This is a genomic window from Porphyromonas sp. KLE 1280, assembly GCF_000700805.1.
GTDB classification, from domain to species: Bacteria; Bacteroidota; Bacteroidia; order Bacteroidales; family Porphyromonadaceae; genus Porphyromonas; species Porphyromonas pasteri.
Window position 1 is genome coordinate 248,599 of the sequence record NZ_KL362963.1, and the last position, 13,541, is coordinate 262,139.

Genomic DNA, 13,541 nt, shown 5'->3' on the forward strand with positions numbered 1-13,541 from the left:
TAGATAAGATACTCCCCATGGAATTAATCGGTAAAATCGTCCAGGTACTCCCCCTGCGCACGGGTACCAGCAAGGCTGGCAACCCCTGGCAAGTACAAGAATACATCCTCGAGACGCTCGGCACGCAGTACCCCCGCAAGGTCTGCTTCGAAGTCTTCGGCGACAATGTGAATAAGTTCCCCATGCAGGTGGGTCAGGAAGTGACGGTATCTATCGACGTAGAGAGCCGTGAGTTCAATGGCCGCTGGTACACGTCTGTCCGCGCTTGGAACGTAGTCCAGGGCATCCAGCTCCCCGGTGTAGCTGCTCCCGCTCCTGCTGCCTATAGCGCACCTCAGCCTCCCGCAGCTCCCGCAGCGGCACCTGCCGCCGCTCCTGCTGCTCAGCCTGTAGCTCCCGCTGGTGCTGCAGATGACCTGCCCTTCTAAGCTACTGGTGGTAGACTACCGCCTGTAGACGCCAGACCCATTAGACGATCCCGTCGAGCCCTGTGCCCAAGAGTGAAGTCTAATGGGTCTGGTGGATATAGACACTTACCCCTCGCCTGAACCCCGCTACTTCATAGCCGATGCACCTCCTTCTCCTCGCTGTGGGCAAGACCGATAGCCGTGCGATCGAAGAGCTGACGAAGCTCTACGCTGATCGCCTCGGCCATTACCTGCCCTTCACCCTGCAGATCATCCCCGATATCCGCCGCTCCAGCAAGCTCACCCCTGAGCTGCAGAAGCAGATGGAGGGAGCGGAGATCCTGCGCCAGACCAGTACGTCGGATAGGGTAGTGCTCTTCGATGAGCGCGGACGAGAGTTCTCAAGTACCGCCTTCGCCTCGTATATCGAGCGGGTGATGGTATCGGGTGTGCGCCGTCTGGTCTTCGTCATAGGAGGCCCCTACGGCTTCTCGGAGGAGGTCTATAAGCGGGCGGATGACCGCGTGTCGCTGAGTCAGATGACCTTCTCTCATCAGATGGTACGCCTCTTCGCTGTGGAGCAGCTCTATCGCGCGCAGACGATCTTGAGAGGCGAACCTTATCACCACGAGTAGGGTAGTGCCTATGTCTTATCTCTACACATATCACTAAGATTCTATTTCTCTCTATATGCGTATATGGGATCGGCTCCAGGCTTGGGTAAGCCGTGCTGACCAGCGATGCTACTACTGGATACTGACGCTGGCGCTTCTCCTGCCCAATGTCGTACTCTCCGTCGTCATGCAGCAGCCTGCCGTAGGGCGTGTGCTGAATATCCTGCTGATGCTACCGGTGTACATGCTTCTCCTGCTCTCGGCGAAGCGTCCTGGGCGTGTCTACTGGGGGCTCTTCGTGCTGGTCTTGCTCCATGCTTTCCAGCTCGTGCTCCTGACGATATTCAGTGGCTCCGTCGTCGCGGTGGATATGCTCCTGAATATCTTCACCTCGGAGCCTGATGAAGCGGGCGAACTCCTCTCCAACATCCTCTGGCCCATCCTCGCCAGCGGGGGATTCTACGCCCTGACCTTCGTCGTGGCGACGCTCTCGGCTCGTAGCCGTGAGAGCCTCTCGCCACGCTTTCGTCGCCGTATGGCCCTCGTCTCTGTGCTCATCCTTCTCGTCGCCCTACCTATATATATAGGGGCGAAGAAGCGCTTCCCCTACGTGCATCTGCGTGCGGAGGTCTATCCGATGAGCGTCTTCTACAATATGTATCTGGCGACGACGAAGCTCTATGAGGTGATGCACTACGACCGCACCAGCCAGGACTTCTGCTACAAGGCTACCTCCGAGCGTGCCAAGGACGAGCGTGAGATCTACGTCCTCATCCTCGGTGAGACGTCACGTGCACACAGCTGGAGCCTCTACGGCTATCCCCGTGAGACGACGCCGCATATCGATTCGCTCCACCGTGATGGTGGGCTTATCGCCTTTGCTGACGTACTGACTCAGTCGAATACGACGTATAAGAGTATCCCCATCATCCTCTCGCCTGCCGATGCGTCTTCGGCGGAGAACCTACCCCGTGTGCAGGGGATCCTCTCGGCCTTCCGTGAAGCGGGCTTCTATACAGCCTTCATCTCCAATCAGCCAGGGAACCACAGCTATGTGGACTTCTTCGCTATGCAAGGAGACGAGCATCACCCCATCCGTAAGGAGCTTCGCCGTGAGAAGCGCCGTCTCTACGATAGCGATATGATCCCCTATCTGCAGCGTCTCATGGCGAGTGAGCACCCGAAGCTCTTCGTCGTACTGCACACCTATGGTAGTCACTTCAGCTACCGTGACCGCTATCCGAAGGAGGATACCTTCTTCCCTGTGAAAGGGCACTACTCGGGATCGGAGGCCGACAGCCTCGTCCTGCGCAATGCCTACGACAATGCCGTGCGCCAGACGGATAAGTTCGTCGACTCCGTCGTCCGCGTCCTCGAGGGTGGCGATCGTGCCGCTTCGATGGTCTATATCTCCGACCACGGGGAGGACGTCTATGATGACGACCGCGAGCGCTTCCTCCACTCCTCGCCCGACGTCTCCTACTACCAGCTCCACGTACCGCTCCTCATCTGGGGCGACAAGCGCTGGCGAGATGCCCACCCGCAGCTCTTCGCTCAGGGGCGCTCCAATAGTCGTGAGGCCGTCTCGTCGAACTCCGTTTTCCACACGCTCCTCGAGCTGGCGGGTATCCGCACACGCTATCGCCGTGATGACCTCTCGGTCGTCAGCTCGCGCTTCAAGGGCGGTGTGCGCTTCTACCTCAATGACCGCTACGAATGCGTGCCCATCGAGGCACTCGAGTTGCCCGAGGAGGATATCCGCCTCTTCCGTGCAAAGGGACTGCACTTAGGTCCCCTGCCGAACGAGTAGCCTCACACGCTACATATACTACTCCCCCTGAGGTGGTACGTCTTGGCGTACCTTCCTCAGGGGGAGTCCTTTTATATATGGGGTAAAGCGACCAGTACTACTTCGTCGGCTGACCAGTACTGGTCACTATTACCAACCAGTACTGCTTCGCGCGGTGACCAGTACTGCTTCCATCAGCGACCAGTAGTGGTTACTTTTTCATCTCCGTGGAGTGGGGTAGAGTAGCTGGTGCTAAGACATAGCTTCTCGGGGGAGAAGTGTGGGGCGAGCGTGGTGCCTCGGTCGCGCACTTTGGGTAGGGCAGTGGTCGATCCATCGCAGGTGTAAGCCACCGACCTATAAGGAGTTGGATATTTTCCTTAGGGATTAGTTAAGTGTATTCATTTGTAAAGTTTTTAGTTATAGGCAATTACACCATTGCTTTGCTAAAAGAATATCTATCTTTATAGACCTTTTATCACTAACACGATATAAGCCTATGAAACGAATGAAGACAGTCTGCAGCGTGCTCCTCGTGGGTCTTTCGCTGCCAGGACTCGCCTTAGAAAATGCCTATGCTACGCCGGTAGAGACCGCCATGACACAGACTCAGGATCGTAAGGTCGCCTTCACAGGGACCGTACAGGACTCCAAGGGTGAGGCAATTGTCGGTGCTACTATCCTGGTCAAAGGCCAGGCTAAGGGCAAGGGGACACTGACCGACCCCAAGGGACACTTTGTCCTAAGCGGACTCAAGGTAGGGTCCGAGCTCGTCATCTCCTGTGTGGGCTATAAGACCCAGACCGTCCGCTGGACGGGTACGCCCCTCTCCATCACGCTCGAGGATGAGATGACCCAGCTCAGTGGTGTCGTCGTCACCGCACTCGGTATCCGCCGTGAAAAGAAAGCCCTCGGCTACGCCATGCAGGAGGTCAAGGGTGACCAGCTCATGGCTGTACGCGAGCCCAACATCACCAACGCACTCTCGGGTAAGGTATCTGGTATCCAGATCATCAAGGGCTCCAGCAGCCCCGGCTCCTCCTCGAAGATCGTACTGCGTGGTAATAGCTCACTCTCGGGCAGCAATCAGCCCCTCATCGTCATCGACGGTGTGCCTATGGACAACACGACAGGTGCTACGAACAATGACTTCTGGAATCCCGCAGCCGACATGGGTAACGGTCTCTCCGATATCAATGCCGAAGATATCGAGAGCATGACCGTGCTGAAGGGTGCTTCGGCAGCTGCCCTCTACGGCTCTCGCGCTGGTAATGGGGTCATTCAGATCATCACCAAGAGCGGGCGTAAGAACAATGGCCTCGGTGTCACGATCTCTTCTTCAGTAGGTGTAGAGCGCCTCTTTATGGTGCCCAGACTGCAGAGTCAGTTCGGTCAAGGTACTAACGGTGCCTATAAGAACGACGTCTCCTCCAGCTGGGGTCCTCGCATCGAAGGGCAGGAGTACACGAAGTGGGACGGCACGAAGACCAATATGCAGGCCTATGACAACGTAGCCAGCTACTTCAAGTCTCCTGGGATCGACCTGACGGAGAACATCGCCTTCTCTCAGATGTACGACCGCACGTCCATCTATTCCTCTCTGACACGTACCGACAATAAGAGCCACATCCCTGGCGCTTCGCTCGGCCGTACGAATATGACGCTGCGCGCCACGACGAAGTTCGGCCCCAGCGACCGCTGGAGCACTGATACGAAGGTCCAGTACATCCGCTCCTTCGTACAGAACCGTCCACTCAATGGTGCTAATGCCTCCAATGCCTTCTATACCATGTACTCACTGCCCCGCAGTATGGACATCCGCGACTTCGAGGAAGCCCGTACGCCTCAGGGTGCTATGCGCTGGTATGGTGTAGGTAATCAGACGAACCCCTACTGGGCAAGCAAGTACAACCTCAATAATGATACGCGTGACCGCTTCCTCATCAGTGCAGCGCTGAAGTACAAGATCACCGACTGGCTCAATGCAGAGCTGCGTGTGGGCTCTGACCAGTACTCTACGCGCATCGAGCGTAAGACCTACGCTGGCTCACCTATCGCAGGTGGTGGGGGGAAGTATGAGACGGAGCAGATCAAGTTCTATGAGAACAACTACAGCTTCCTCGTCTCTGCACAGCGTGACAACGTCTTCGGTAAGCTCGGCCTCTCGGGCTCCGTCGGGGGGAACCTCATGGAGCGCAAGCACAATGGCCTTCGTGCCAGCGTCAGCCAGCTCATTGTACCTAACCTCTTCTCGCTGACCAACGGTACCGACAAGCCCGACAACTCTGAGTCCTACAGCCACAAGAAGATCAACTCACTCTACGGTACGGCACAGCTGAACTGGGACGGGTACTTCTTCCTCGATGGTACGCTGCGTAATGACTGGTCGTCTTCGCTGGCGAAGGCTAACCGCTCCTTCCTCTATCCCTCTATCAGCACGTCGCTGGTCATCACCGACATGCTCCGTAAGATGGATGTGAACGCTCCCTCATGGCTCTCCTTCGCTAAGGTACGTGCCTCGGCTGCTCAGGTGGGTAATGACCTCGAGCCTTACCAGCTCTACAGCGCTTACCGCATCGAGAAGGATCCCCTCGGCGGTACGATGGCCAACATCGACAACGTCCTCTACAACGAGAAGGTCCGCAGTGAGCTCATCAAGTCCTACGAGCTGGGTCTGGAGATGCGCTTCTTCGATAGCCGCTTCGGTGTAGACTTCGCTTGGTATCGCACCAATGCTACCAACCAGCTCATCCGCCTCGGCATGGACCCTGCCAGCGGCTACGATGCTAAGATGATCAACGCAGGTAACATCCAGAACGAAGGTATTGAGTTCATGGTCACCGCTGATATCATCCGCAGCGAAGGGCTGAAGTGGAATGCCCAGCTGAACCTCTCGCACAACGAGAACCGCATCATCAAGCTCTACGATGGCGGTGGTATCGAGTCCCCCGTGACGGAGTACAACCTCGGTACGTATGACAACCTGAAGATCCTCGCTCGCGAAGGCGGTAAGTATGGTGAGATCTGGGGCTCAAGCTACAAGCGCGTCGAGGACAAGACGAGCGAGCTCTATGGTAAGATCATCACCGACGAGAACGGTCTGCCTATCGCAGGCGACGAGAAGAAGCTCGGTGACCAGCAGCCTGACCTCCTGGCTGGTCTGACGAACAGCTTCTCCTTCGCTGGCTTTGACCTGAGCTTCCTTATTGATGCTCGCTTCGGCGGTAAGATGTTCTCTGGTACGAACCACGCCCTGCAGGCTGGTGGTGCCGCTGCTGCTACCGTCGTCAATGGTGCTCGTGATAAGTTCGTCGTCGACGGCGCCGTCGAGAGCAAAGTCGCTGGTAAGACGGTCTACACGAAGAATACTACCGAAGTCACGCCTCAGGACTACTGGGGTGCTATCGTCGGTCGTAGCGGGAACCTCGGTATTAACGAGGCGAACATCTACGACGCTACGAGCGTACGTCTGCGTAACATCGCCCTCAGCTATACGCTCCCCAAGAGCCTGCTGAAGAACACGCCTATCACGAAGGCTAAGCTCGGTATCTCCTGCAACAATGTGTGGATGATCAAGAGCTATATGAACGGCATCGACCCTGAGTCGGTCTTCGCTACGGGCTCCAACGCTACGGGGTATGAGTTCGCCTCTTCTCCCACGACCCGCTCCTTCCTCTTCAATATCACCCTCGGCTTCTAGTCGCTAAGCCATGTATATCATGAACAAGAAGAATATTCTCCTCTGGGGTCTGTGCCTGTGCGCTACGATGGGTATCGCCTCGTGCCGCGACTTCGACGAAGTCAATACTAACCCCACTGCCGCTTCGCAGGATCAGGTGCTCCCCGAGTACCTCATCAACCGCGCGATCATAGCTGCTCAGCAGAATCCCCACGTGGCAGAGCGTGCCTTCGTCCTCTACTGGAAGACGGGCGGCCATCAGCACCGTGGTGGTGGTCTTGCCGTAGGTGGCTTCAGTGACGGCTGGAGCTCCGACTACTACAGCCGTATGGCTGAGGAATGCCTCAAGCCCCTCACCGACGCTATCGCTATGTGCGAGAAGCGTATCAAGGACGGCACGGCACGCACCTATGACAAGAGCCTCCAGCAGGTAGCTCGTATCTGGCGTGTCTATATGCTCTCCGAGCTCTGTGACAACTTCGGTGTAGTCTCCATCGACGGCTATCAGGGTGGTAACCCCACCTACGTAGGTGCTAAGGAGGCTTATGCCTATATGCTCACCGAGCTGAAGGAGGCCGCTGATATCCTCGCTACCGCTCCTGGCTCGGACAACGGCGAGACGAATAAGCTCGACCGTGCCTATGGCTACAACACCGCTAAGTGGCGTGCGTATGCCAACTCGATGCGTATGCGTCTCGCGATGCGCCTCTCTGAGGTCGACCCTACGATGGCTAAGACGCACTTCGAGGAAGCTGCTGCTGCAGGGGGTATCACCTCTGCAAGCGACCGCTTCGAGGTCCAGGAGAAGGATGGCTGGGACGACCTGACGGGTGTCATGAGCCGTCAGTGGAATCACCAGATCCTCTCTCCTACGTACAGCAACCTCGTCCTCGGTCTGGGTGGTGTCAGCTCTGCTACGCAGCTCACCGACAGCCGCTACTCGAGCCATATCAAGCCTGCTGACTACCTCGGCGTGCGCTACGATAAGCACTTCCCTCTGACGACGACTGACCCCTCGGCTGGCTTCTATATGGACGGCCTACCAGGCGTCATCGACCCTCGTGCCTATAAGACCTTCATCATCGCTGGCGATACGGAGAACCCCGACTTCTGCTTCTATCCCTCGTGGAGTAAGGCCGCTACGACGACCGAGTACAAGCTGAAGGATGCTACCGACAAGGAGAAGGACTTCAAGACGATCAATGCTAAGTACACGTGGAATGCGTGGGTAGGTGGCTCTTGGGGTGACCTCAATGCCATCAACGACCTCGTGCAGGTCGGTACGATGCCCCGCCTTGGTCTGAAGTACCGCAACAGTACGAATAAGCGTGTCTTCTTCGGCGAATGGGAGACTTACTTCCTCATCGCTGAGGCTGCTGTACGTGGCTGGACGGTGCCTCTGACGGGTAAGGACGCCTATGAGAAGGGTATCCGCGCGAGCTTCGCCTATCAGGGTGCTGGCTCCGTCGATAGCTACCTCACCTCACAGACCTACAACCGCGTAGGGACGTCCGTCGCTTGGGATCACACCACGGAGCCTGCTGCTACCGTGACGATGAAGTGCACGAACGGCTACACGGGTCAGATGGAGAACTACACCTACCGCTATCCTGAGATGAAGAGCCGCCTCTATAAGGCAGCTATGAACGACCACCTGACGAAGATCATCACGCAGAAGTTCATCGCCAACACGCCTTGGCTGCCTCTGGAGACGTGGAGTGACCACCGTCGTCTGGGTCTTCCCTTCTTCGAAACGCCTGCGGTAGAGAAGGCGCTGGACAACATGCCCCAGCTCACCGCCTCTACCTACTCTACGGTGTCGGTCGACTACTATCCTCAGCGTCTGCCCCTGCCCAGTAGCATCGTCAACGGCAATAAGCCCGGCTATGAATCTGCTATCAAGGCGCTCGGTGGCGAGGATAAGGTCTTCACGCCCATCTACTGGGCTAAGAAGAAGCAGTAAGCTCGCTTCCTCCACCCCTTACCTATAAGGCAAGCGCCTCCCGCCTACGAGTCCGAGGACTCAGGCGGGAGGCGCTCTGCTTTATATAGGTATTGGCTTCGCTAAGGCAGGAGCAGCGAGCTGTCGCCGTAGCTGAGGAAGCGGAAGTCGTGGGTGAGTGCCCAGTCGTAGACGCGGTGCCAGTCGTCACCGATGAGGGCAGCGATGAGTAGCAGGAGCGTACTGTGGGGCTGGTGGAAGTTCGTCACCATACCTCGGATCACGCGGTAGCGGTAGCTGGGAGCGATGATGATACTCGTGGGGAAGACGAGCGTGTCCTCTCCCTGCGCATCGAGATAGCTGAGGAGCGTGTCGAGGGCTTCCTCTGTCGTCAGCTCTTCGTCCGCTCCCTCTTCGTAGGGGAGCCACTGCTCTACATGTAGGGCCGTCGGGGGCGTGTCGGGCTGACGGCGTAGGGCGATAGCCAGATGATAGAGGCTCTCCAGCGTGCGGACGCTCGTCGTACCCACGGCGATGATCTGCCCTATATGCTCACGAAGGGCAAGGAGCGTCGAGCGGCTGACGCTGATCAGCTCCGCGTGCATCTCGTGATCGCCGATGTGGTCGGCCTTGACAGGGCGGAAGGTACCAGCGCCTACGTGGAGCGTGACGTCCAGCACGGGCGTGCCCTGAGCACGTAGCTCTTCGAAGACTGCGGGGGTGAAGTGCAGGCCCGCTGTGGGGGCTGCTACCGAGCCTTCGGTCTCGGCATAGACCGTCTGATAGGTCGTCAGATCCTGCTCCTCCGTCTCACGCCCGAGGTAGGGCGGGATGGGGAGGATACCCATCAGCTCTAAGAGTTCGCCGAAGGTATAGGCATCATTGTCCCAAGAGAAGTGGATGACCCCCTCCTCGCCACGCTCAGCCGTCAGCGTCACTTCGCCCTGTCCCTCGCGGTGGAGGAGGCGGGTGAGCTGTGTGCCCTCCTTGAAGCGCTTGGCATTGCCGATGAGGCAGTGCCAGGAGCAGCGGTGGCGCTCCCCGAGGGAGAGCTCGTAGGAGGTGGGGGAGGCGGGGTCGAGGCAGAAGATCTCGATGCGTGCGCCTGAGTCCTTGTGGAAGAGGAGGCGGGCACGGATGACCTTGGAGTTGTTGCGCACGAGTACGGCACCCTCGGGCAGGAGACGGGGCAGGTCACGGAAGGTAAATTCCTCGATCTCGCCAGCTTGGTAGCGGAGGAGCTTGGAGCTGCTGCGGTCGGCAAGGGGGTACTTGGCGATGCGTTCGTCGGGCAGGGGGTAGTCGTAGTCGGCTATCTGGATCTCTTGGGGTCGTATATTCATCTTACTCTCTTAGGGGGAAATATCCCTGATGTGGGTGGCACAAAAGTACGCAAAAGCGCCCCAAGTGCCTCTGACTGCGGGACAGATACCCACACTATTCCGTGATGAGGAGTAGGGGAAAAGGCTTCTTGCTCCGTGCTAAATAGTGCCTATCCTGAGTGAACTTCGGGAGGGGGTGATGCGAACCTATATTGGTAGATGAGTCAACCTATATAGGTCATCACGCCGACCTATATAGATCGCTTCACGGACCTATATAGGTTGACTCATCTACCAATATAGGATGATTTACCCTCCAGTACAGCTTCCTCCAGCTCAGCTCTATCAGTAGGGGGTGGAATAGGTATAATATATATCTTTGGGCCTCAAGGAGAGGCTATGCCTATAGCTCTCTCTCCTCGATATGCACCGTGAGGCGCATAAGCGAGGTGCATTCGATCAGGTTCCCCAGCTCCCTGAGGAGGGAGCCTTTTACTTAGATAACCGAGTTATGACTGTACGCAAACTCTTCAAGAAGCTCCATCTGTGGCTCTCCCTGCCCTTTGGGCTTATCATTATGACGACCTGCCTCACGGGGGCTCTGCTCGTCTTCGAGAAGGAAATTACCGCGCTCGTCCAGCACGAGAGCGTGGCATCTGTACCCGACCAAGAGCCTCTGCCGCTCAGCGTGCTTCTGGAGCGCGTCGCAGAGAAGACCCCCGATAGTGTAGAGATCACGAGTATCACCATACCCACCTCCCCTCATCGTGCCTATAACGTAGGGCTCTCCAAACCCCGCCGAGCAGGGGTGCTCATCGATCCTTACACGGGGAAGATCATCGGCCCGAGTGGACGCCTCGCCTTCTTCACTACGGTACGCGAGCTGCATCGCTGGCTACTCGATAGTATGAAGCCGGATAGCGAAGGGATCTTCTGGGGGCGCGTCATCGTGGGGACAAGTACCCTCCTCTTCGTCTTCATCCTCCTCACGGGGCTCTTCCTCTGGTGGCCGAAGAAGCTCAAGGGCGTAGGGAAGCGCCTGAAGATCTCACTGCGTCAGGGGCGTCAGCGCCTCTTCTATGATCTCCATGCTGTCGGTGGGGTGTATGTCTTCGTACTCCTCTTGGCGATGGCTATGACGGGGCTTACGTGGTCCTTCGAGTGGTATCGCACGGGCTTCTATAAGGTCTTTGGTGCAGAGATGGCCGAGGGGGGCAAGGGTGATAAGGGTCCCAAGAAGGATAAGCGTAAGGATGCCCCCCGTGAGGAGGGCGCCGAGCAGGCGAAGCTCCCAGCCTCCCATATCTATTGGGAAGAGGTCGTGAGCTATGTCAGAGAGGTCTCCGAAGCAGACTATCCAGAGATCACGGTCAAGGATGGGGAGGTCGAAGTACCCCTTGCTGGGCTGGGCAATATCCGTGCTGCGGATAGCTATCGCTTCGACAAAAAGACGGGGCAGGTGACCGAGTACAAGGCTTATCGTGAGGCCAAGCGAGATAAGAAGCTCCGCGGCTGGATCTACTCGGTCCACACGGGGGCTTGGGGCGGTCTCTTCACACGTATCTGCTACGTCTTAGCTACGCTCTTCGGTGCATCGCTCCCGCTGACGGGCTACTATATCTTCTACCAGCGTAAGTGGGGGAAGAAGCGTAAGGCGAAGAGCGGTAGTAAGGCTTAGGAGATCTGGCTCCAGGAGGGGCGCTCGTAGTAGATCTCGTGGAGGCGATGGCGCAGGATCTCGTTCTTCGGGAGCTGTAGGTCGGGGTCTTCGCTGAGGATCTCCTCGGCGAGTGTGCGGGTGTACTGCACCATGGCGCCATCGAGGGCAGGGTTGGCGATACGTAGGCTCAGCTGCTGACCGCTCTGGCGTGTGCCGTCGATCTCCCCGAAGCCACGCAGGCGCATATCCTCCTCAGCGATGACGAAGCCATCGTTCGTCTCTACCATGATAGCGATACGGCGCTTGGCATCTTCGCCGAGGTCCTTGCCCGTGACGAGGATGCAATAGCTCTGGCTGGCGCCACGGCCGACACGCCCACGGAGCTGATGGAGCTGGGAGAGCCCGAAGCGGTTGGCACCCTCGATGACCATGACCGAGGCGTTGGGCACGTTCACACCGACCTCGATGACGGTGGTCGCCAGGAGTATCTGTGCTTCGCCCGAGACGAAGCTACGCATGGCTTCGTCCTTCTCATCGGGCTTCATCTTACCATGTACACGCACGATCTTGCGGTGGGCGAAGTGCTCGCTGTAGCGGCGGAAGCCTTCGTCGAGCGTGCGCATCGACTCCTCTTCGCTCTCCTCGATCATAGGGAAGACCACATAGGCCTGACGGCTCTCCTCCATCTGGCGCTCGAGGAACTGATATACCCGATACATCTCGCTCTCACTCTGGTGGTAGGTCTCGATAGGCTTGCGCCCGGGTGGGAGCTCGTCGATTACGGAGATATCGAGATCGCCATAGAGGGTCATGGCGAGCGTACGTGGGATGGGCGTAGCGCTCATGATGAGGATGTGCGGGTGGATCTGCTCGCCCTTCTGCCACAGCCCCGAGCGCTGCACGACACCGAAGCGGTGCTGCTCGTCGATGACTGCCAGCCCAAGATGGGCGAACTGTACAACGGGCTCTAAGAGGGCATGCGTGCCGACGATGATCTTCAGCGCGCCTGTGCTGAGGTCTGCGAGGAGGCGTGTGCGCTCCTTCTTCTTCGTGCTCCCGATCAGTAGGCCTACCTCGATACCCAGCGGTGCGAGGTATTCGCAGAGAGAAGCGTAGTGCTGACGGGCGAGGATCTCGGTGGGCGCCATCATACACGCCTGATAGCCGTTGTCCACGCTGAGAAGCATGGAGAAGAGCGCTACGAGGGTCTTACCACTCCCTACATCCCCTTGGATGAGGCGATTCATCTGACGGCCGCTGATGACATCGGCTTGGATCTCGCGGATGACACGCTTCTGCGCACCCGTCAGGTCAAAGGGCAGACTTCCATAGAGCCCGCGTATGGCATCGCCGACACGTGGTAGGAGAAGCCCAGGAGAAGCGGCCTTGCGGTCACGCTTCATACCGAGGAGACGGAGCTGGATGAAGAAGAGTTCGTCGAACTTCAATCGTCTGCGTGCTGCCTCCAGTCCCTCCTTCGTCACGGGGAAGTGGATCTGCTCGATGGCCTCGGCGTAGGACATGAGGCGTGCCCGCTCGATGATTTCGGGGGTGAGCGTCTCGGTGATGTGGGGGACGCAGGCCTCCTTCAGCACGTAGAGGAGCTGGCGCATCTGACGACTATTCAGCCCAGCGCGGGTGAGCTTCTCGGTGAGGGGATAGACGGGCATGAGGCCACCGCTGACCTGTGCGGCCTTTGACTCCTCGTCGATCTCGGGGTGGCTGATGCTGTAGGCGCCGTTGAAGAAGACAGGCTTGCCGAAGACGAGGTACCACTGCCCCGGGATGTAGCGCTGGCGGATGTAGGGCATGGAGCGGAACCATACCAGCTCGATCGTGCCCGTGCCATCGGTGAAGTACGCGACGAGGCGCTTCTTACGCCCCTCACCTACCTCCTTGAAGTCACGGATATAGCCCTTCAGCTCCACGTGGGGCATCTCACCTCGGAGCTCACGGATCTGATAGATGCGCGAGCGGTCGACGTACTTCGTGGGGAAGTAATGCAGGAGGTCAAGGTAGGTATATAGGTCCAGCTCCTCGGCGAGCGCTTTCGCTCTCCGTGGTCCGACACCTGGGAGGTAGGTCAGTGGGGTGAGGAGGAAGTCCTTAGCCATCGTAGCACCTGCCC

8 protein-coding genes are annotated in these 13,541 nt (G+C 58.0%); 6 read left to right on the forward strand and 2 right to left on the reverse strand.

The features are described from left to right. Positions 1 to 17 precede the first annotated feature (17 nt). The 5 genes from HMPREF1121_RS04730 to HMPREF1121_RS04750 all read left to right on the forward strand — a co-directional run bounded on the left by HMPREF1121_RS04730 (position 18) and on the right by HMPREF1121_RS04750 (position 8,452). Positions 18 to 428 carry a DUF3127 domain-containing protein gene (locus HMPREF1121_RS04730; protein WP_009432536.1) on the forward strand — a complete coding sequence of 137 codons (411 nt, stop codon included), beginning with the start codon at positions 18 to 20 and terminating at the stop codon, positions 426 to 428. Between the two features lie 140 nt (positions 429 to 568). Continuing rightward, positions 569 to 1,042, forward strand: a complete 474-nt coding sequence (gene rlmH / locus HMPREF1121_RS04735; RefSeq protein ID WP_044115007.1) for a 23S rRNA (pseudouridine(1915)-N(3))-methyltransferase RlmH — start codon at positions 569 to 571, stop codon at positions 1,040 to 1,042. A gap of 55 nt (positions 1,043 to 1,097) precedes the next feature. Beyond that, the gene (locus HMPREF1121_RS04740) at positions 1,098 to 2,831 is read left to right on the forward strand and encodes a phosphoethanolamine transferase (protein WP_044115009.1); all 1,734 of its coding nucleotides are present in this window, start codon (positions 1,098 to 1,100) and stop codon (positions 2,829 to 2,831) included. 478 nt (positions 2,832 to 3,309) lie between these two features. Beyond that, positions 3,310 to 6,510 (forward strand): SusC/RagA family TonB-linked outer membrane protein, encoded by a 3,201-nt coding sequence (locus HMPREF1121_RS04745; RefSeq protein ID WP_044115010.1) that lies wholly within the window; start codon positions 3,310 to 3,312, stop codon positions 6,508 to 6,510. Between the two features lie 19 nt (positions 6,511 to 6,529). Continuing rightward, positions 6,530 to 8,452 carry a SusD/RagB family nutrient-binding outer membrane lipoprotein gene (locus HMPREF1121_RS04750; protein WP_044115156.1) on the forward strand — a complete coding sequence of 641 codons (1,923 nt, stop codon included), beginning with the start codon at positions 6,530 to 6,532 and terminating at the stop codon, positions 8,450 to 8,452. A 101-nt stretch (positions 8,453 to 8,553) separates the two neighbouring features. Here the strand turns inward: HMPREF1121_RS04750 and HMPREF1121_RS04755 are convergent, their stop codons facing one another. After that, positions 8,554 to 9,774 (reverse strand): S-adenosylmethionine:tRNA ribosyltransferase-isomerase, encoded by a 1,221-nt coding sequence (locus HMPREF1121_RS04755; RefSeq protein ID WP_044115011.1) that lies wholly within the window; start codon positions 9,772 to 9,774, stop codon positions 8,554 to 8,556. 490 nt (positions 9,775 to 10,264) lie between these two features. On the opposite strand from HMPREF1121_RS04755, the gene HMPREF1121_RS04760 reads away from it, so the two are divergent. Further along, the gene (locus HMPREF1121_RS04760; protein WP_044115157.1) at positions 10,265 to 11,431 is read left to right on the forward strand and encodes a PepSY-associated TM helix domain-containing protein; all 1,167 of its coding nucleotides are present in this window, start codon (positions 10,265 to 10,267) and stop codon (positions 11,429 to 11,431) included. Here HMPREF1121_RS04760 and recG read toward each other — a convergent pair. Beyond that, entirely contained in the window at positions 11,428 to 13,527 is a 2,100-nt protein-coding gene (gene recG / locus HMPREF1121_RS04765; RefSeq protein ID WP_044115012.1) for an ATP-dependent DNA helicase RecG, read from the reverse strand. The genes HMPREF1121_RS04760 and recG overlap by 4 nt on opposite strands. Positions 13,528 to 13,541 lie beyond the last annotated feature (14 nt).

Bases quoted from the DNA above. Each gene is read 5' to 3' on its own strand.
- HMPREF1121_RS04730 (WP_009432536.1), top strand. From the start codon at position 18: ATGGAATTAATCGGTAAAATCGTCCAGGTACTCCCCCTGCGCACGGGT.
- rlmH (WP_044115007.1), top strand. From the start codon at position 569: ATGCACCTCCTTCTCCTCGCTGTGGGCAAGACCGATAGCCGTGCGATC.
- HMPREF1121_RS04740 (WP_044115009.1), top strand. From the start codon at position 1,098: ATGCGTATATGGGATCGGCTCCAGGCTTGGGTAAGCCGTGCTGACCAG.
- HMPREF1121_RS04745 (WP_044115010.1), top strand. From the start codon at position 3,310: ATGAAACGAATGAAGACAGTCTGCAGCGTGCTCCTCGTGGGTCTTTCG.
- HMPREF1121_RS04750 (WP_044115156.1), top strand. From the start codon at position 6,530: ATGAACAAGAAGAATATTCTCCTCTGGGGTCTGTGCCTGTGCGCTACG.
- HMPREF1121_RS04755 (WP_044115011.1), bottom strand. From the start codon at position 9,774: ATGAATATACGACCCCAAGAGATCCAGATAGCCGACTACGACTACCCC.
- HMPREF1121_RS04760 (WP_044115157.1), top strand. From the start codon at position 10,265: ATGACTGTACGCAAACTCTTCAAGAAGCTCCATCTGTGGCTCTCCCTG.
- recG (WP_044115012.1), bottom strand. From the start codon at position 13,527: ATGGCTAAGGACTTCCTCCTCACCCCACTGACCTACCTCCCAGGTGTC.